22 protein-coding genes are annotated in these 18840 nt (G+C 45.9%); 14 read left to right on the top strand and 8 right to left on the bottom strand.

From position 1 onward, the window contains the following. Positions 1 to 118: 118 nt before the first annotated feature. Both ACXABW_RS03530 and pomA read right to left on the bottom strand, forming a co-directional pair. On the bottom strand, positions 119 to 1069 hold the full coding sequence (locus tag ACXABW_RS03530; protein WP_252029739.1) for a flagellar motor protein MotB: 951 nt from the start codon (positions 1067 to 1069) through the stop codon (positions 119 to 121). Between the two features lie 9 nt (positions 1070 to 1078). Next, positions 1079 to 1843, bottom strand: coding sequence for a flagellar motor protein PomA (pomA, locus tag ACXABW_RS03525; protein ID WP_252029738.1), 765 nt, complete (start codon positions 1841 to 1843; stop codon positions 1079 to 1081). A gap of 399 nt (positions 1844 to 2242) precedes the next feature. Between pomA and xseB the strand changes: the two genes are divergently transcribed. The 3 genes from xseB to dxs are packed head-to-tail and all read left to right on the top strand — an operon-like array spanning position 2243 to position 5288. Next, entirely contained in the window at positions 2243 to 2485 is a 243-nt protein-coding gene (xseB, locus tag ACXABW_RS03520) for an exodeoxyribonuclease VII small subunit (RefSeq protein ID WP_252029737.1), read from the top strand. Positions 2486 to 2498: 13 nt separating this feature from the next. Then, positions 2499 to 3383 carry a (2E,6E)-farnesyl diphosphate synthase gene (gene ispA, locus ACXABW_RS03515; protein WP_252029736.1) on the top strand — a complete coding sequence of 295 codons (885 nt, stop codon included), beginning with the start codon at positions 2499 to 2501 and terminating at the stop codon, positions 3381 to 3383. Between the two features lie 21 nt (positions 3384 to 3404). Then, the gene (gene dxs, locus ACXABW_RS03510; protein WP_457524016.1) at positions 3405 to 5288 is read left to right on the top strand and encodes a 1-deoxy-D-xylulose-5-phosphate synthase; all 1884 of its coding nucleotides are present in this window, start codon (positions 3405 to 3407) and stop codon (positions 5286 to 5288) included. Positions 5289 to 5408: 120 nt separating this feature from the next. Here dxs and truC read toward each other — a convergent pair whose 3' ends face one another. Then, entirely contained in the window at positions 5409 to 6134 is a 726-nt protein-coding gene (gene truC, locus ACXABW_RS03505; protein ID WP_457524014.1) for a tRNA pseudouridine(65) synthase TruC, read from the bottom strand. Beyond that, complete coding sequence (locus tag ACXABW_RS03500) at positions 6134 to 6448, bottom strand: YqcC family protein (RefSeq protein WP_252029733.1); 315 nt, start codon at positions 6446 to 6448, stop codon at positions 6134 to 6136. Before ACXABW_RS03500 ends, truC begins: the two co-directional genes overlap by 1 nt. Positions 6449 to 6548: 100 nt before the next feature. Here ACXABW_RS03500 and ACXABW_RS03495 point away from each other — a divergent pair, with 100 nt between their 5' ends. Further along, positions 6549 to 7586: a DUF3549 family protein gene (locus ACXABW_RS03495; protein WP_457524011.1), complete on the top strand. Its 1038-nt coding sequence runs from the start codon at positions 6549 to 6551 to the stop codon at positions 7584 to 7586. A gap of 11 nt (positions 7587 to 7597) precedes the next feature. Next, positions 7598 to 7897 (top strand): DUF3301 domain-containing protein, encoded by a 300-nt coding sequence (locus tag ACXABW_RS03490; protein ID WP_457524010.1) that lies wholly within the window; start codon positions 7598 to 7600, stop codon positions 7895 to 7897. On the opposite strand, the gene ACXABW_RS03485 is transcribed toward ACXABW_RS03490, so the two are convergent. After that, a complete protein-coding gene (locus tag ACXABW_RS03485; RefSeq protein WP_457524944.1) occupies positions 7857 to 8342 on the bottom strand; it encodes a GNAT family N-acetyltransferase in 486 nt (161 codons plus the stop codon). The two genes, ACXABW_RS03490 and ACXABW_RS03485, sit on opposite strands and share 41 nt — an antisense overlap. 894 nt (positions 8343 to 9236) lie before the next feature. Between ACXABW_RS03485 and ACXABW_RS03480 the strand changes: the two genes are divergently transcribed. From ACXABW_RS03480 to ACXABW_RS03465, 4 genes are all read left to right on the top strand, one after another. After that, a complete protein-coding gene (locus ACXABW_RS03480) occupies positions 9237 to 9530 on the top strand; it encodes a hypothetical protein (protein WP_252029730.1) in 294 nt (97 codons plus the stop codon). Further along, complete coding sequence (locus tag ACXABW_RS03475; protein WP_252029729.1) at positions 9530 to 9979, top strand: YaiI/YqxD family protein; 450 nt, start codon at positions 9530 to 9532, stop codon at positions 9977 to 9979. Before ACXABW_RS03480 ends, ACXABW_RS03475 begins: the two co-directional genes overlap by 1 nt. Positions 9980 to 10147: 168 nt before the next feature. Continuing rightward, entirely contained in the window at positions 10148 to 11311 is a 1164-nt protein-coding gene (locus tag ACXABW_RS03470) for a BamA/TamA family outer membrane protein (RefSeq protein ID WP_457524009.1), read from the top strand. 9 nt (positions 11312 to 11320) lie between these two features. Beyond that, positions 11321 to 12244, top strand: a complete 924-nt coding sequence (locus ACXABW_RS03465) for a hypothetical protein (RefSeq protein ID WP_457524007.1) — start codon at positions 11321 to 11323, stop codon at positions 12242 to 12244. An 81-nt stretch (positions 12245 to 12325) separates the two neighbouring features. On the opposite strand, the gene ACXABW_RS03460 is transcribed toward ACXABW_RS03465, so the two are convergent. The 3 genes from ACXABW_RS03460 to ACXABW_RS03450 all read right to left on the bottom strand — a co-directional run bounded on the left by ACXABW_RS03460 (position 12326) and on the right by ACXABW_RS03450 (position 14729). Then, positions 12326 to 13912, bottom strand: coding sequence for an AbgT family transporter (locus ACXABW_RS03460; protein ID WP_457524005.1), 1587 nt, complete (start codon positions 13910 to 13912; stop codon positions 12326 to 12328). A 431-nt stretch (positions 13913 to 14343) separates the two neighbouring features. After that, a complete protein-coding gene (gene ykgO / locus ACXABW_RS03455; protein WP_265686953.1) occupies positions 14344 to 14469 on the bottom strand; it encodes a type B 50S ribosomal protein L36 in 126 nt (41 codons plus the stop codon). Continuing rightward, positions 14469 to 14729, bottom strand: coding sequence for a type B 50S ribosomal protein L31 (locus tag ACXABW_RS03450; RefSeq protein ID WP_457524004.1), 261 nt, complete (start codon positions 14727 to 14729; stop codon positions 14469 to 14471). The genes ykgO and ACXABW_RS03450 overlap by 1 nt, the downstream gene beginning before the upstream one ends. A 118-nt stretch (positions 14730 to 14847) precedes the next feature. Here ACXABW_RS03450 and tsaA point away from each other — a divergent pair, with 118 nt between their 5' ends. The 5 genes from tsaA to ACXABW_RS03425 all read left to right on the top strand — a co-directional run bounded on the left by tsaA (position 14848) and on the right by ACXABW_RS03425 (position 18740). Next, the gene (gene tsaA / locus ACXABW_RS03445; RefSeq protein ID WP_252029723.1) at positions 14848 to 15555 is read left to right on the top strand and encodes a tRNA (N6-threonylcarbamoyladenosine(37)-N6)-methyltransferase TrmO; all 708 of its coding nucleotides are present in this window, start codon (positions 14848 to 14850) and stop codon (positions 15553 to 15555) included. 152 nt (positions 15556 to 15707) lie between these two features. Next, positions 15708 to 17423: a proline--tRNA ligase gene (locus ACXABW_RS03440; RefSeq protein ID WP_457524003.1), complete on the top strand. Its 1716-nt coding sequence runs from the start codon at positions 15708 to 15710 to the stop codon at positions 17421 to 17423. Positions 17424 to 17547: 124 nt separating this feature from the next. Then, positions 17548 to 18237: a tellurite resistance TerB family protein gene (locus ACXABW_RS03435; RefSeq protein WP_457524001.1), complete on the top strand. Its 690-nt coding sequence runs from the start codon at positions 17548 to 17550 to the stop codon at positions 18235 to 18237. A gap of 105 nt (positions 18238 to 18342) precedes the next feature. Then, positions 18343 to 18549 carry a YaeP family protein gene (locus ACXABW_RS03430; protein ID WP_039478024.1) on the top strand — a complete coding sequence of 69 codons (207 nt, stop codon included), beginning with the start codon at positions 18343 to 18345 and terminating at the stop codon, positions 18547 to 18549. Continuing rightward, on the top strand, positions 18549 to 18740 hold the full coding sequence (locus ACXABW_RS03425; protein WP_252029720.1) for a DUF4250 domain-containing protein: 192 nt from the start codon (positions 18549 to 18551) through the stop codon (positions 18738 to 18740). The genes ACXABW_RS03430 and ACXABW_RS03425 overlap by 1 nt, the downstream gene beginning before the upstream one ends. The last annotated feature ends 100 nt before the right edge of the window (positions 18741 to 18840 follow it).

Here is an 18840-nt window from a genome sequence, read left to right as displayed (position 1 = left end):
AGAGTATGTGTATTGCCACTCAAGGATAACGCGCGCTAAGGGCGCAAGATTATACACGAGGTCACAGTTATAAAAAAGGCGAGCATTTCTGCTCGCCTAATATAAGTTTCTTGCTGGGCTATTGCTGCGGTATAGACGGAACTTCATCGCTATACAAAGGCTCACCTTGCATAATACTGATCTCTACTCGGCGGTTGCGTGAACGCTGAGCCTCAGTATCATTTGGGCCCAATGGCGCAGTATCTGCCATACCTCGAACTCGTAAACGCTGATGAGAGAAACCACGGACTTTTTCCATCTCTTGCGCGACTGATACTGCACGTTGCGACGACAGGTCCCAGTTGGAGCGATACAGCTCAGAATCTAGCCGTTGATTATCAGTATGCCCCGAGATACGTACAATACCAGGAACGTCTTTTACCAACTCCGCAATCTGCCTTACTAAAGGCCTAAACTTAGGCTGTAAGAATGCCGAACCTTCTGGGAATGCACCTTTCTCTCGAATTCGGATAACGATTTGCTGACCTAAGTTTTCAACCTCAATCGCCCCTTCTGCAATCTCTCGTTCCAGCGCTTTCTTCACTGCTTCTTCGACGACCTCGAGCTCTTGTGAGGTAGATTCCGATTGCTGTTGTTGCTGCTGTTCTGATTCGTTATTTTGATTGTCCTTAGTCGACGACTCTGGAGACTTACCACCGGTCTGCTTACCTTTATCACGCTGAGTACCACCTGCTCGATCCGACTCCCCCTCATGAAACTCAAGGGTTTGCTGGGTAATATCAATAGTTTGCTGCATGATGACATCGATAGGTGTCGGTTCTGGTCTACCAGGACGGAACTCCTGAGCTATGATACTGGTCCCTTTAGGAATGTCTTTCACTTCTAAACGGTTTTGTACACCAAAGGCGAATTTCATCGAGCCAGCAATCTGCTTAAATTTCAGTACATCCATTTCCGAGAACGACAGCAGCAGAACGAAGAAGCACATCAAAAGTGCCATCAAATCGGCAAAGGTGCCCATCCAAGCCGGAAGGCCGGGAGGTGGACATTTACAATTCTCTTCTTCCATAGCTCAGCCTTACTCGTTATCAATATCGAGAGCGCGCTTACCTTCGTTAAGGTAGTTTTTAAGGTAGCTATCGATAACTCGTGGGTTTTGACCATCTTGAATGGCGAGAACACCATCCATAACCAAACGGCGATTCAGCGTTTCTTGCTCACGGCGCAAAGATAGCTTATCGGCGATTGGGAAGAACAACATGTTTGCTAAGATAGCGCCATACAGTGTGGTAAGAAGTGCAACCGCCATCGCTGGACCGATGGCTTTAGGGTCATCCATGTTGGAAAGCATCGCAACCAGGCCAACCAAGGTACCGATCATACCCATCGCTGGTGCTACGTCACCAAACGCGCGAAATACTGCAGTACCAAACTCATGTCGTTCATCAGTCAAGGCGATATCTTTTTGCATTGCCGCACGTACTACGTCAGCGTCATGGCCATCGACCAACAAATCGATGCCTTTTTGCATGAAGCTATTGGTTATCTCCATCTCTTCTAGTGCTAAGAAACCACCTTTACGTGCAGCGTCAGCCATTTCCACCACTTTGGCGATCAAGTCTTCAGGCTCTTCGGTTTTGAACATAAACGCCTTAGCTGCAATCTTAAACGACGCGAAGAATTGTCCCATGGTAAATTTCATTAAAACGACAAAGGTTGAGCCACCGACCACGATGAGTATCGATACCACATCGATAAACATCATGATGCTTCCACCCAAAACCATTGCCATGATAACGAAGGCAAATCCGCCTATCAGGCCTAATAGCGTTGCTAAATCCACAAAGCACTCCTCATGCTATTTCTCAGCGTTTATGTGATTTATACCAATCTAGACCTAGAAACTATGAGATAAAAACTTGCTGATGCAGCAAAAATCCAGATTGGTATAAAGTAGTTATCGGCATGATCATAAGATCTTTAACTATTTAATTGATATCAGTTTCCAAACTTTCCTCCACACAGATCAACTATTCAATACAATTATGGGCCTAAATCGGCATAAGAAACTGATTTCCTGGCGCATGGTAGCAAATATTTTGGCTTTCACTCAGCCGAGCTTTACGCTTAGTAACATAAGGACCCGCTAAACTGCATTTTTCTGACAAATTTACTTGGTTAAATTTGACCATCTCCACGCCCTAAGGTAACTTTCGTCCATCCTTTTAAATGTAGATAAATTATGGCGAGCAAGAAACCTGAAAATATGTCGTTCGAAGCGACAATTGAAGAACTTGATACTCTGGTTGACCAACTGGAAAACGGCGATCTTGCCTTAGATGATGCATTGAAAAAATTTGAGCGCGGTATTGCCCTTGCTCGTAGTGGTCAAAACAAGCTTAACGACGCGGAACAGCGTGTCAGTATTTTGCTACAAAACGACGACAATGCTCCTCTTAGTGATTTCAATCCTCAGCCAGAATAAGTGAAGAATCCGTATGATTGAGGCGCTAACCTCTTATCAGCAAAGAAACAACTCGCAACTTGATGCTTGGCTTAACCAGCTCCCTCATCAGAACCAAACTCTGATTAAGGCGATGCGTTACGGCTTATTGCTAGGTGGCAAGCGAGCTCGCCCATTTCTTGTTTATATCACAGGTGAAATGCTCGGCTGTAAGCCAGAGCAACTAGACACTCCAGCATCCGCTGTTGAGTGCATTCACGCCTATTCGTTAATTCATGATGATCTTCCAGCAATGGATGACGATGAGCTACGCCGTGGCAAACCCACCTGTCATGTCGAGTTTGATGAAGCCACTGCCATTTTAACCGGCGATGCATTGCAAACACTGGCTTTCACTATTCTGGCTGAAGGCGAGTTAAGTACCGATGCTGAAAGTAACCGAATCAAAATGGTACAAGCACTCGCAGCCGCTTCTGGTGCACAAGGCATGTGCATGGGGCAATCTCTCGATTTAGAAGCTGAGAACCGTCAAGTGTCACTGGCTGAGCTAGAAGAAATTCACCGCAACAAAACCGGTGCATTGATGAAATGTGCGATTCGTTTGGGTGCACTGGCTGCTGGACAAAAAGGTATCGACGTTCTGCCACAGCTCGATAAATACGCCGATGCCATCGGTTTAGCTTTCCAGGTTCAAGACGATATTTTGGACATTATTAGCGATACCGAAACGCTTGGTAAGCCTCAAGGTTCTGATCAACAACTCAATAAAAGCACTTACCCTGCCCTATTAGGCTTAGAGGGTGCTATAAACAAAGCTCACACTCTGTTAAATGAAGCACTACACGCTTTGGAATCTATCCCATACAATACAGAGTTACTCGAAGAGTTCGCCCGATATGTCATCGAGCGCAAGAACTAACATTTATAAGCGCGCATTTATATGACTCTTGATATTTCAAAATATCCTACACTGGCTCTGGCAAACACGCCGGACGAATTGCGTAGCCTACCAAAAGAAACGCTACCAAAGCTGTGCGATGAATTACGCACCTATTTATTAAACTCAGTAAGTCAGTCAAGCGGCCACCTGGCTTCTGGCCTTGGCACCGTTGAACTGACTGTTGCGCTACATTACGTCTACAACACTCCGTTTGACCAACTGATTTGGGATGTGGGCCATCAAGCCTACCCACACAAGATCCTTACCGGTCGCCGTGACCAAATGCCGACTATCCGCCAGAAAGATGGATTACACCCTTTCCCATGGCGTGAAGAAAGTGAATACGACACGCTATCTGTCGGCCATTCATCTACGTCGATCAGTGCTGCGCTCGGCATGGCCATCAGCGCTGAAAAAGAAGGTAAAGACCGTAAAGTCGTCAGCGTAATTGGTGATGGTGCCATCACGGCTGGTATGGCATTTGAAGCAATGAACCACGCGGGTGATGTTCACTCAGACATGTTGGTCATTCTGAACGATAACGAAATGTCCATTTCAGAAAATGTTGGCGCGCTGAACAACCATCTTGCTCAAGTGCTTTCAGGAAATCTCTACACCTCAATTCGTGAAGGTGGGAAGAAAGTATTATCCGGTGTACCACCTATTAAAGAGTTGGTTCGTCGTACTGAAGAACACCTAAAAGGCATGGTCGTTCCAGGTACTCTATTCGAAGAGCTCGGCTTTAACTACATTGGCCCTATCGATGGACACGATGTCAGTGAGCTAATCAAAACGCTGAAGAACATGCGCGGCTTAAAGGGTCCTCAGTTCCTGCACATCATGACCAAGAAAGGCAAAGGTTATGAGCCTGCCGAGAAAGATCCTATTGGCTACCACGGTGTACCGAAGTTCGACCCAAGCCACAATAAACTGCCGAAAAGCAGCAATGGCAAACCGACATTCTCGAAAATTTTTGGCGACTTCCTATGTGACATGGCTGCGCAAGATCCTAAGCTGATGGCGATTACGCCAGCGATGCGTGAAGGCTCTGGCATGGTGCGTTTCTCAAAAGAGTTCCCAGAACAGTACTTCGATGTCGCGATTGCAGAGCAGCATGCTGTGACTCTAGCAACAGGGATGGCGATTGCGGGCAATAACCCTATCGTTGCAATCTACTCAACCTTTTTGCAGCGTGGTTACGACCAACTGATTCACGACGTAGCAATCATGAACCTTCCGGTTATGTTTGCCATCGACCGTGCAGGGCTTGTTGGTGCAGATGGACAAACTCACCAAGGTGCTTTTGATCTAAGCTTCATGCGTTGCATCCCAAATATGGTCATTATGGCGCCGAGCGATGAGAATGAGTGTCGTCAAATGCTGTACACCGGCCACAAACACAATGGTCCAAGTGCCGTCCGTTATCCACGTGGTAATGGTATGGGGACAGAAATCGAACAGCAATTTACCGAACTAGAAATTGGTAAAGGCCGCATTGTTCGTAGCTGTGAAACTGCTGGTGAAGGTGAAAAAGTCGCAATTCTTAACTTTGGTACCTTTATGCCAAGTGCACTCGAAGCGGCCGAAGCGCTTAATGCTACTGTTGCCGATATGCGCTTTGTCAAACCTCTGGATGAATCACTGATTAAAGAACTAGCGGCAAGTCATGATGTGATTGTTACCTTGGAAGAAAACGCCATTGCAGGTGGCGCTGGTGCAGGGGTTGTCGAGTTTATGATGAGCGAGAAGATCCTCAAGCCAGTACTGAACCTTGGCTTACCTGATCGTTTTGTAGCCCAAGGCTCTCAGCAAGAACTGCACGAAGAGCTTGGCTTAGACTCCAAAGGAATTGAACAATCGATTCGTGACTATCTCGTGAAATAAGACCCTGGCTGGCGAAATAAGCCTCCAAAGCAAATTTGGCGATAATCATAACCCGATCTAAAAAGCCCTCTTTCGAGGGCTTTTGTTTTTTTATTCGTTTCTTGTAGCCGTAAACGGTACCTACGCGTTTGGTAGTGACCAGCCAAACTGGGTAAACAGATTCTGCCACACTTCATCCATACTCGCGGTTAGCACCAAAGCTTCACCAGTGAATGGATGAGCAAAGCGAAGTTCGGAGGCATGTAGCATCAATCGATGCGCATCATAGCACTCTCGAAACAGACGATTGTGTTTACCATCGCCGTGGGTGGTGTCACCGATAATAGGGTGGCTCAAGTGATGCATATGGCGACGAAGTTGATGTTTACGCCCTGTTTTCGGTTTCATTTCAATCAAGCTGTAGCGGCTGGTTGGGAACCGTCCTGTGGAATAAGGCACTTCAACTTTCGCTAAAGGTTGATACTCGGTAATCGCCTCTTGAGCTTCTTTGTCTTCTTTCGCAAACTTATCAGCGATTTTATCGAGCTCCACTTTCAACGGGTAATCCAGAATATCACCCTGCTCAATCCAGCCTCGAACCACTGCATGGTAAGTTTTCTCCATCTCATGATTGGCGAACATAGGCATGACTTTAGATGCTATCTCACTCGATAAAGCAAACACCAACACCCCGGATGTAGGCCTATCCAATCGATGCAGCGGAAAAACATGCTGTCCAATTTGATCACGCAAAGTTTGCATCACAAACTGGGTTTCGTGTTTATCTAACCAGCTACGGTGCACCAACATTCCAGCGGGCTTATTGACCGCGACAAGGTACTCGTCTTGAAACACTATCTCTAACATCAGGCACACGCCTCATCAATCTTGTTCAGTATCACCAACAGTTGACGATACTCAGGCTTCTCTTGCCAAACTTGTTCAAAGTAAGGTGTCACTTCAAACCCTTTGGGCAACGGCATATTCTGCGAATGCATCCAATGCAGTTTGGCGATAAAAATCCACTGTAGCCACTCGTGCGGAGCGAGCGTATCAATCGCGAAAGGCTGTTCGCTGGCTAACGCCTCATCAGTTGGGGGAACGGTTTGCCAAAGATTTTGTTGGCTCAACTCAGTTTGAAGTGCGTCGAGTAATGCTAATATTGATTCAGTCTGTGTCATCAATTGCTCAAAGTATCTTGAAGTTATTTGGGTGCAGGACCTTGAAATTGGGCCATAGGATACCATCTATTAGACAAATGCAGTTAGGACACAATTTTCCATGGATACCATTCATACTCTCACTCAACTTCTTCAAAACAGTGGCTGCCAGTACAAAATCTTCGATTTGGGCCGCCGCATTAAAACCATCGACAACCCGTTATTTGAGAATGTTGAAAAAGGCCAACATCCATACCCTTTTCCACTGCAAAGAAAAGCGCATTTAGCTATCGCTTATTGGAACGAAGACAACCAGCCTTGGATCTGGTTTCTCAAGTTTGACTTAGACGAGCGTGGCTTACTCAAGCAAGCCGATATTGGTAACTTCCTCAAATACGTCATTGAAGCCATGGGCACTAGGCTAAATAAAGAGATGAGTGAAGAGCAACAAGAAAAACTGTCTAACAACCCGTATACGTTTAAACCAAAAGACGACAAAATGGCGGTTTTTCACAGCCAAGTCCGTGCACAACTAGACTTGCCGACCAGCCAATATTACGAGCATGCGCAGCATTACTTCACCGGTGATCTAGGATGGGATAACTGGCAAACCGTTGGCCTACAAGGAATTACTGACCTGTGTGCTCGATTAAGCATCGAGCAAAATGGTGTAAATGTACGTAAAGCGCTGAAACACCTTCCTAGTGAACCTCTTTACGCCCTGTTAGGTGCATTAGAACATACTGACTTACCAGCAAAACTTGCTGGCAGAATTGCCGAACTCGCCGAGTCACAGATTCAGTCTGACGAGCCAGATCTGTTCTTGTTATCCGCTTTAGCTCGAGCTCTAGCGGGTGCGGAAGACAAACTCTCGCTTCCACTGGTGCAGCAAATTCTTTCTAGCCCACGCTTGAGTCATCAAGAAGTATTGATCGGAATTGCAGGCCGAGCATGGCATTTACTAGCGCTTGAAAATACCGCAGAACAATTCTTGCTGCGTTTGGCTCAAACAGGCAATCAAGCGCTTTTCAATCAGCTATTTGCGGATTTAGTTATGCTGCCGGAGCTGCGCATGGTACTGCTACCACTGCTGCACTCAAACCCATCTCCAGAGCTGGCAAAAGCCTTGGTTAACCTTCAGCAAGCCGCTAAGGGCTAACAGGAGCACATATGTTTGGAGATCTTCTGGCGATACTGGGACTCAGCTTTGTCTGCTTTCTTTTCTGGCAACAACGCCGCCAATCGGAACTGGCTAAAGCCGCAATCAGCCGTAAATGCGATCAGCTTGATCTTCAACTTATCAGTGTGGCTTTCGGGCAGCATAAACTAAAAACGCCAGCAGGAAGCTGGCGTTGGCATACAACATATCAGTTTGAATTTTCCGCCTTAGGAGACGATTGCTACCAAGGTCAGTTGATCATGGTAGGCTTTAGGCCAATGAACTTTCATCTACCGCCACATCGGATGTAAATACAAATTCATAATAAGGCCCGTACAGATCTTTTTGCTGGCCTGAATGCTTAAATCCAAGTTTACTTAATAACTTAATCGAAGCTTCGTGATGAGTATTGGCGGTAGCTATCACCCTACTTAATTTTAATTCTCGGCACGCTTTCGGAAAGAATGCTTTCAGCGCTTCATAAGCAAACCCTTGCCCCCAATACACCTTATCAAAGATAAAGCCTAATTCAGGCGCCGTGTCCAATTGGCAAACAAAAACATGCCCCATGTACTCACGCGTATGGCTATCTAGCACAGCCATACTGTAGGTATTAGGGTCATTAAGGACTTTATCAAATAGTTGTTTGGCAGACGATACAGAGTGCGGACCATTCATTTCGGCCCTATTTTTAGCGCAGCAGTTCAACATCAGAAACTCTGACTGTAACGACTCATTGTATGGAAGAAGAAGCATTCTTCTTGTCACTATAGTCACACTCAATCCTTGATAGCAGCACATAGACATGCTCCTTCACGAGAAAATATCCGCGTAAAGAAACCGCATCACAGCCCTACTACCTACTGACGTTTCATATACGTTCTTTGATAGGTATAGGCTGATAATTGAAAGCCGAAAATTAAACTAACTCAACTGGTATGTAATTGATCTAGGATACTTTTTAGTCGTTGTAATTGATGTTTTTATAAAAAGTTAGAGAAGTGACTATGCACCAAAAAGAAAGCCCCGACACTTTCGTATCGGGGCTATAGTCTTACTCGCAGCAGTCCGGCTACTAATGTGTGCTCCATGCATCATCCATAATAGTGCTGAGTCCTTCAGCTTTATCCGTACGTCGCCGTCCTAGCGGTGTCCTATTCTTCCTGAAAGCTAACTATTCCCCGTTAGCGCGCATCACTTATCCTTAAGCGGTGTCCTTCCTCATCCTAGAGGTGTCCATTGTCATTCCTTTGCAGCTAACGTCCTGTTAACTGTTGTGTCCTTACAATGTCCCGGCATCCTTACTTGGTTATTTATCCTAAACAACCATATCTTCGTCCTGAAGATGACCAAATCCTTGGGCCTTTCCTGTTCCGTGTCAGCTCCTTCCGACAGGGTTTAATTTACGCCTTTTCAGAAATAGAACAATCCGGTGCTATCACATTTTTTCCCTTAACAATTCATAAACAACTCATCTAATGCTTATTTTTCATAAAGTTAGACAAACACCACACTAATCTCTTGCGCAAATTCTGCTTTTGTCGCACAACGGCTGTGCGAGATCTCTCACACCGATAAGGCATTTTTGATATTCGCTTAATTTTACCTTAACGCGTATTATCAGCGTTAAAGCAGATATAGGAGCTAAACATGCTGACTCAAGACGTAACAAAAGAGCTAGAAACCATACTTGCAGGTTTAGCCGCACAGGGAAAAGAACCCACCGTCGCCTTAGTGAAATCTCGCTTAACGACCTCGGTGCCTATGCCAGCACTGATCACTACCATCAAGAGCTGGAAAGCAGCAAACCGCGTACCTAAAGTCGAAGTCGCAGTGAAAACTGATGATGGACAAGACAAAATAGCCGCGCTCGAGCAGCAAATTGCCGCCCTCACCCAGCGCGTTGCTGCGTTGGAAGCTCAACTAGAAGAGAAAAACGATTAATGAAAATATGGGTAGATGCCGACGCGTGTCCAAAAGTGATCCGCGAAACTATCGTCCGTGCAGCAGAACGTACTGGCGTACAATGTACCTTTGTTGCTAATCATGTAGTCCCAGTACCCAAACGCGACAATATCCATTCTCTGCAAGTTCCAAGCGGCTTTGATATTGCTGATAACGAGATCGTAAAACGCACCGAAGCAGGCGACCTAGTGATTACCTCTGACATCCCGCTCGCCGATGAAGTGATCACCAAAGGGGGCCAGGCATTAAGCTCTCGCGGAGAACTTTATACGAAAGACACCATCAAAGCGCGACTTAATATCCGCGACTTTATGGATACAATGCGCTCAAGTGGTATTCAAACTGGCGGTCCTAGCGCACTGTCTCAAACAGAGCGTAGAGAGTTTGCTAATCACCTAGATAAAATCCTCGCGAAAAGACCTAAATAACCCGCTTATTACGACTTTCGCCATTTTGAACAATGTTCATAATGGCGATTAACCCTTTGTTAGATAAAGAATATACGCCTGACGCATACCAGATATAAAAACAGTTCATTACCTAGTCGTAGCTCAGATATAGATACTTCTCTCTTTTAGCGAACCTAAGAGTGCACCATGCTACGCAATACAACGACGATTTTTGGCTCGTTGCAATGGATATGCTCCCTGCTTTTCTGTTTTTCTACCGCCTCGCATGCTCAAGAAAATCCCGTTCTGGCAACCACACCGGCCGAAAAAGACAATGGTCTATTTTCCTTGCTGGGTGGTCCGGCTTACATGCCTGAAACTGGCTTTATGCTGGCCATTGGTGGGTTGTATTCCTTCAACGCTGCGCCAAAAGATCCAGATTCAACTCAACGTTCATCGGTTACATTGGTTGGGGTTGCCAACGAGATGGACAGTGGTGTTGGTTTCGGTATTCGCTCAAAACAAAAAATCTTTTCCAAGCAAAATCGTTTCCGCTACTTCGGCCAGCTATCGATGGGCAAACAGAGCCTGTATTACTTCGGCACAGGCTATGAATCGGGTAAAAACAACGGCAAAGATGACCAGAATCTCGTCGACTACGACTTCATTACCTATAACGCCGACCTTGGTGTTCACCTAGGCAATAATATCTACCTAGGTCCTATCTTGCGATTGCAGTACAAAAAAGCAATCGAGGAGTCGGTGTCTAGCACTGTCGCACAGGATGCTGATTTCATTTACGGCCAAGAGAACCCTTTTGCTCTCGGGCTTGGTATTGCGTTGCAGTGGGATACTCGCGATGTTGCTGTCAATGCTCGAAAAGGCCAGTTTTTTAGCCTTGAGTATGCCAATTATCAAGACAACATTGGCAGTGATTCCAATTTTGAAAAAATGGAAGCGGACTATCGCTTCTACTGGACACCGGTGAAAGGCTCCACCTTCGCTTTTCTCAACACAGCCAACTTCAGCTCCGGTGATGTTCCGTATTACGAGCTGCCCACATTTGGTGGTCAAGATTCGATGCGAGGGATCTACTATGGGCGATACCGCGACATGCACAGTGTTGAGCACACGATGGAGTACCGCCAATCTTTCTTAAGTGATGGTGATTACACCAAGCACGGCTTTACGTTATGGGCGGGAATTGCCAGTACAGCAGAGCACACCGGTGAGCTGTATCAAGAGCAAATATACAGCTATGGTGTAGGTTACCGCTACGAACTCCAACCCCGCATGAATGTCCGCGTTGACCTTGGCTTTGGCTCCAATGATGCTCAAGGCTTGTACTTGTCGATCAACGAAGCATTCTAGGGGGTAACAATGACTAAACTCACTAAGCTTGCTGCATACGCAGCACTGGCTGCTAGCTCGACGTTTGCATGGGGAGAAGAAGGGGCGCGTGTCGACTTCCCCGATGCCGAAACCCAAGAAAAGCTCAATAAGAAGTGGAAGCACGCACTGCCATTCCACGCCCAAGAAGCCATCGATTTAGGTTATTCACTCCCCTTACCTTTTTCGATCTCCCTGATTGGTAATTCCTCCAAGCAAGACATCAACATGTACGACCTTGGCGTCCAAGTTGGAGATGTAAACTTAGGCGACAGATTCGATCTTTCTCAAGTGTCGTTTGGTACACCTGAGATCGAAAGTAAAAGTATGCAAATTCGCGCTGCAGCATGGGTATTTCCATTTTTACAAATGGGTGTCCATGTAGGGCGATTTGATGGTGGCACTGCACTCACCGCCACCATCCCTACTTCTCTATTCGATATTTGTGAGAATAGGCCCAAGCTGTGCCAACAAGACTTTATCACCACACCAGAGTTTACCCCTGATGTAGAAGGTACGAACTGGGGCTTCTCGATGAACTTCGTTGGCCAACTGGGTGACTTCACATATGTGTTGCCCGCCAGCATGACTCAATCTCGCACCGACGATGAACGTACCAATACCAAAACCATTTTGTTTAGCCCGCGAGTGGGTAAGCTGATCCAAACTGAAAGTTGGGGCAACGTTTTCCCCTATATCGGTGGTGCGTACATGCACAGCGAAGGCTTAACTAAAGAAGATAATGCGCTAGGCGTTGAAGGACTTTCTTACCAATTGTCACAAGAAAGTGCAGAAGATTACTCAGCCTTAGTTGGTATGAACTGGAATATCACCAAAACATACGGGCTGAACTTGGAATACATGGGTGGCCCAGGCAGGCAGATTTTCAACATCATCATGACCTACTCCTATTAGTCCAGGAGAAGCAAGTAAGTAGATAAGAAATAAAAAAAGCCTGCGCAATGCGCAGGCTTTTTAGATTCGAGTTCGAATCAATTAAGGCGTGTAGTACGTTGCCGCACCAGGGCCTACTGGCAGACCGAATACGAATACCCATAGGTAGAACAACAAGCTCCAGCCTACAATGAAGACGATTGAGTAAGGTAGCATGGTCGCAATCAGCGTACCGATACCTAGATTTTTCATGTAACGAGTCGCTACCGCAAGGATCAATCCGAAGTAACTCATCATTGGAGTGATGATGTTAGTGGTTGAATCACCGATACGGTATGCCGCTTGAATCGTTTCTGGTGCGTAACCAACAAGCATCAGCATTGGAACGAAGATTGGCGCTGTAACCGCCCACTGCGCTGAAGCTGAACCGATCATTAGGTTAATGAAGCCACACATTAGGATGAATGCGAAGAACAACATTGGGCCTGTTAGACCGATGCTTTGTAGGAAGTCTGCACCCGCAACTGCGAATACCTGACCAAAGTTAGTCCACTTGAAGAAAGCAACGAACTGAGCAGCAAAGAATACTAATACGATGTACATGCCCATTGAAGACATCGACTTCGACATTGCATCAATCACGTCGCGATCGTTTTTCATTGTGCCTACAACACGGCCGTATACGAAGCCTGGTACTGCGAAGAACACAAAGATAAACGCTACAATACTTTTCAGGAATGGAGAGCCTGCAACTGTACCTGCGTCTGAACGCAAGATGCCATCTGCTGGAACAACCGTCCAAGCAAGAAGAGCTGAAACAACCAGTACCGCGATACCCGCTAATTTAAGGCCTTTCTTCTCTTGTGCAGTTAGGCTGCCCATTTTGTCTTGAGAAAGGTCTTCTGCTGCTTCTTCGTCATTGTATTTGCCCAGTTTAGGCTCAACGATTTTCTCGGTAACGAATGCACCAGTAATCGCAATGAAGAAGGTTGAAACAAACATGAAGTACCAGTTAACTTCTGGGCCAACAGTGTAGTTTGGATCAATCATCTGAGCTGCAGTTTCAGTAATACCTGAAAGCAGTGGGTCAACCGTACCAATTAGAAGGTTTGCAGAGTAACCACCAGATACACCCGCAAATGCCGCCGCTAGACCAGCAAGAGGGTGGCGACCTAAAGAGTGGAACAACATCGCAGCCAGTGGAATCAGTACCACATAGCCAAGCTCAGATGCTGTATTTGAAATGATACCCGCGAATACGACAGTCACTGTAACCATGCGCTGAGAAGCGCCCATGACTAGGCCACGCATTGCAGCAGAAAGTAGTCCAGAATGTTCTGCAATGGCAACACCAAGCATCGCAACCAATACGGTACCTAACGGTGCGAAGCCAACAAAGTTTGTCACTAGGTTAGTTACAATAAGCTCTAAACCATCGGCGTTGAGCAGGCTTACCACTTGAATCATACCGTCCGCAGCACGACCCGCCGCGCCTTCTGGACGTGGATCTGCAACCGCAACCTCAAAATAGCCGGCAACGCCAGACATTACGAGGATAGCAAGACAGAAAATGGCAAAAAGAGTGATTGGGTGAGGTAAAAGGTTCCCCAAATATTCAACTGTATCTAGAAAACGAGTAAATATCGGTTTCTTAGGTGAATTGTTTTTAATCGAAGCTGATGAACTCATCAGTTCCCTCCTTGTAGTTATTCCTATGCCGTCGCCATCTATAGCGAAGCGAGCGCAGGTTACTTGACTGAGAACATAAACAGAAGCCCAACATGTAACAAAAAATGTCATAAAACCTAATAATTAACCACCATTTAACAGCTTTAAAAGAACTAATAACTAAAAAAATACAATTTTTGCCATAAAAACCACCAAACATTCTCGCCGTGAATACTTTCAAGCGATTCACCTGTAACCATTTTTATTGATATAACGCTTATTTCTATAGAACCGGTTTTAATTCATAGATCTTAAGAATTTTTGACCTAGTCATTTCTAAAACTGTGATGTCACGCAATGGTCATAAACCCAAGTATTCTCTGGGTTGCGTACTAAAAAAGCCAAGTTGATAAACTTGGCTTTTATATTTCATAGATCTTTTATGTCGCGTATTACTTCTGAACGGCTTTGAACCTAGGGTTAGTTTTACAGATAACGTAGAGCCTTCCGCGGCGTTTGACGATTTGGCAATCCGGGTGACGACTCTTTGCACTACGCAGAGATTTAACGACTTTCATTATTTACCTCCAGCTTCAAACTGACCAAATCGGCGATTGAAATTAGCGACGCGACCTTCTTTCTGAATCACACGTTGCTTACCGGTATAAAACGGATGTGATTGTGAGGATACTTCAACCATAAAGTACGGGTAAATTTTACCATCCTCCCATTCAATCGTGCGCTCAGTCTGTAGAGTTGATCCAATTAAGAAGTACTCATCAACGCTAGTATCGTGAAAAACCACGGTGCGGTATTCAGGATGAATTCCCTGTTTCATTCTTTCCTCTCAAATTAATTTGTTATGATATAACACTGCAATTAATAATCATTCTCAAAAAGAAACGCAAGCAGTTTTGTGATATTTTCTAGCTAATTTGAAATTTTGAGTCACTACCATGTATTCCATAGACCCTATTGGCTTTATTGAATCTCCTTATAAAGAGAAGTTTGCAGTCCCTAGACAACCAAGCTTAGTGCCGTCTGCCACCTCTCGAGTAAGATTGACAGGCACTGCCAACTGTATAGAGTCCGTTCGCGGTATAGAGCAGTTCGACCACATATGGCTGCTCTTTTTATTCGACCAAAATTTGAATGCAGGATGGAAACCGACCGTCAGGCCACCAAGGCTTGGAGGAAATCAACGTATTGGTGTTTTTGCATCACGCGCTACTTTTCGCCCAAATGGGATTGGCATGTCAGCGGTTGAAGTAAAAGGTGTGACACAAAAAGGTGACCAAGTTTACCTTGATCTTGGTGGCGTGGATCTCGTCGATGGCACGCCTATTGTTGATATCAAACCTTATATTCCTTATACCGACTCACTCCCACACTCCAGTGGTGGGTACGCTGAGAGCCCGCCAGAAACGTTAGGTGTGACCTTTCACTGCGGTGCGAGAGAAATTCTCAATAGTCACCCAAACAGAACTCAAGTTTACAAAGTGATCACTGAAGTGTTGGCGCAAGATCCAAGGCCTGCTTACCGCAAAAATAGCCAAGACGACAAGCTCTATTCAGTTAGGCTGTTTGATCTAGACGTGAAATTTAAAGCCAATAACGCATTTGTTACCGTGGTTGATGTATGCAAATTAACCAACGATGAGTAAAAAGCGAATTCAACAATAGGTCTCAGCTTCACAATGCTTTTGACTTAGTAAAATGGCTGCTATTATATACGGCTAATAAAATTCCCTCGCGGGTCCTTTATACTCTGCCAAATCAAGGTTGAGTAACTAACTTTAATAAACGGATAAATTTAATGCGTACCAGTAATTATCTTCTTTCTACTCTGAAGGAGACTCCAAACGACGCAGAAGTAGTGAGCCACCAGCTCATGCTACGTGCAGGTATGATCCGTAAGCTGGCTTCAGGTCTATACACCTGGCTACCTACCGGTCTACGTGTACTGCGTAAAGTCGAAAACATCGTTCGTCAAGAAATCGACAATGCAGGTGCAGTCGAAACTTTGATGCCCGTTGTTCAGCCGTTTGAACTATGGGAAGAAACAGGTCGTAGCGAAAAAATGGGCCCTGAGCTACTTCGCTTTACTGATCGCCATACACGTCCGTTTGTACTTAGCCCAACAGCTGAAGAAGTGATCACTAGCCTTGTGCGTAACGAAGTGAACTCTTACAAACAGCTGCCGCTAAACCTGTACCAAATCCAAACTAAATTCCGTGATGAGCGCCGCCCTCGCTTTGGTGTAATGCGCGCACGTGAATTCTCGATGATGGATGCTTACAGCTTTGACATCGATAAAGATGGTCTACAAAAGTCTTACGACGCAATGCACGACGCTTACTGTAAAGCGTTCGATCGTATGGGTCTTGAATACCGCCCAGTGCTGGCTGACTCTGGCGCTATCGGTGGTAGTGGTTCTCAAGAATTCCACGTGCTTGCTGAAAGCGGCGAAGACCTAATCGCATTCTCAACAGAATCTGATTACGCAGCAAACATCGAGAAAGCAGAAGCGCTAGCGCCTGCAGAAGAAGCGGCAGCACCAACTCAAGAGATGGAACTTGTTGATACACCAAACGCGAAAACCATCGCAGAGTTAGTCGAACAACACGGTCTACCAATTGAGAAAACCGTTAAGACTCTATTCGTTAAAGCGTCAGAAGAAATCGAAGCTGATATCATCGCATTGATCATCCGTGGTGATCATGAGCTGAACGAAGTTAAGGCTGAAAACCTACCACAAGTGGCTTCTCCACTAGAGATGGCTAGCGAAGAAGAAATTCGCGCACTGATCGGCGCAGGTCCAGGTTCACTCGGCCCTGTAGGCCTAGAACTACCGTTCATCGTTGACCGCTCTGTTGCGGTAATGAGCGACTTCGGCGCGGGTGCAAACGTAGACGGTAAACACTACTTCGGTATCAACTGGGGTCGTGATGTCGAGCTTGCTCAAGTAGAAGACCTACGTAACGTAATCGAAGGCGACCTAAGCCCATGTGGTAAAGGTACCCTTCAGCTTAAACGTGGTATCGAAGTTGGTCACATCTTCCAGCTAGGTAAAGCTTACTCTGAAGCAATGAACTGTGGTGTGCTTGGGCCAGACGGTAAGAACGTTATTCTAGAGATGGGTTGTTACGGTATCGGTGTTTCTCGTGTGGTTGCTTCTGCAATCGAGCAGAACCACGACAAGTACGGCATCATCTGGCCAGACGCTCTAGCTCCTTTCCAAGTGGCTATCGTTCCTATGAACATGCATAAGTCAGAAGAAGTAAAGGAGGCAGCTGAGAAGCTGTATGCTGAACTGACTGCAATGGGTATCGAAGTGCTATTCGACGACCGTAAAGAACGCCCAGGTGTTATGTTCTCAGACATGGAGCTTATCGGCGTTCCTCACACTATCGTGATTGGCGATCGTTCGATGAAAGAAGGCAACTTCGAATACAAGAACCGCCGCAGCGGTGAGAAAACACCTGTAGCGATGGCTGAAATCGTTGAGCACATCCAGGCACAGCTAAGCTAACCACAGCGTTTAGCAAATGCAAAATAGATAAAGGGTTGGCGTTGCCAACCCTTTTTGTTTTCAGTCATTAATCTTGGGTTCATCTAACGTCTCCTACACTGAACTAAATTCATTGGAGGTATATATGAACTTAAGCAGTTTGCTCAACCAAGCACTTAAATCCGATATTCTAAAGTCTGACATTGTTAAACAAGGCTCCGAAAAGCTAAGTCAGCATGCTTCAGGCTTGCGCAGCGCCTCTAAAGACAACAAAGGCACCTTAAAAACACTGGGAGCTGGCGTTGCCGCAGGCGGACTAATTGGCGTGCTGATGGGCTCTAAAAAAACCAAGAAGTACGCTAAGACGGCCGCAGGTGTCGGTGGTGCAGCGGCTCTAGGCGCGCTAGCCTATAAAGTTTATAACGATTGGCAAGCAAAGCAGCCCGGTACCCCACCCGCTTCTTCTGACGCCCAGTTTGATGAAAGTGATCATTACCACCAACAAATAATTCTAAAAGCCATGATTGCAGCGGCCAAAGCCGATGGACACGTCGATGAGCAAGAAATGGCGCGCATTGACCAAGCGGTTGCGGAAATGGGCGCGGACGATTCCGTGCAGGCGCTTATTCATCAAGAATTAAACAAGCCTCTCGACCCCGCTGATGTCGCTCGATTAGCGCGCACTCCACAGCAAGCAAGCGAAGTTTACCTCGCTTCACTGTTGGTCGCAGATGAACAAAACTTTATGGAAAAATCTTACTTACAGGAACTGAGTAAACAGCTCAACCTAAATCCAGAAGTCGTTCAGCAATTAGAAATGCAGGTGCAAGGTTAGTTTCTCGCCAAACCTACCATGCTCTTGCGCTAGCACAAGGTTCTCACTTTGTTTTCTCTTGCTCAATGTGTATATTGAGATCAGTTATCATTTAGGGGAAATACCATGCAAGTATACGGCTGTTGTGAACTAGTCCGCGAACTCTACGCTCAAATCGGCAGTGGCGATCAAGCCTATGTACCGCAGGCAATCAGTTGTGCAGTGAGAGCACTCAACGACATTGCGGCAGATGAGTCACTACCAAAAGAAGCCCGTGAAAAAGCGGCTTTCGCGGCAGCGAATCTGCTGATTTCAGACTTTGAGGATAAGTAATGAATTTGTCTAAATTTGAAAGCATGGATCCCGTGATGTTGATGAGCATAGTCAACATGAAATTGCGTGATGATTTCGCAGGGGATCTCGACAAGTTAGTTGCTTATTTCGATATCGATAAAACAGCGCTTGAAGCAAAACTGGCTTCCGCTGGTTTTGACTTCTTGGCCGAAGCGGGTCAGTTTCGCTAATCAGCGACGGAGTCTGATAGGCTAAACCCATTCTGGTCGCTTAACTGATGTAAAAAACCGCCTTATTAGGCGGTTTTTATTTGGCATGAAGACTAACTCA

The sequence above is a fragment of the Vibrio paucivorans genome (assembly GCF_054053395.1).
This window is presented reverse-complemented; position numbering and strand designations above follow the sequence as displayed.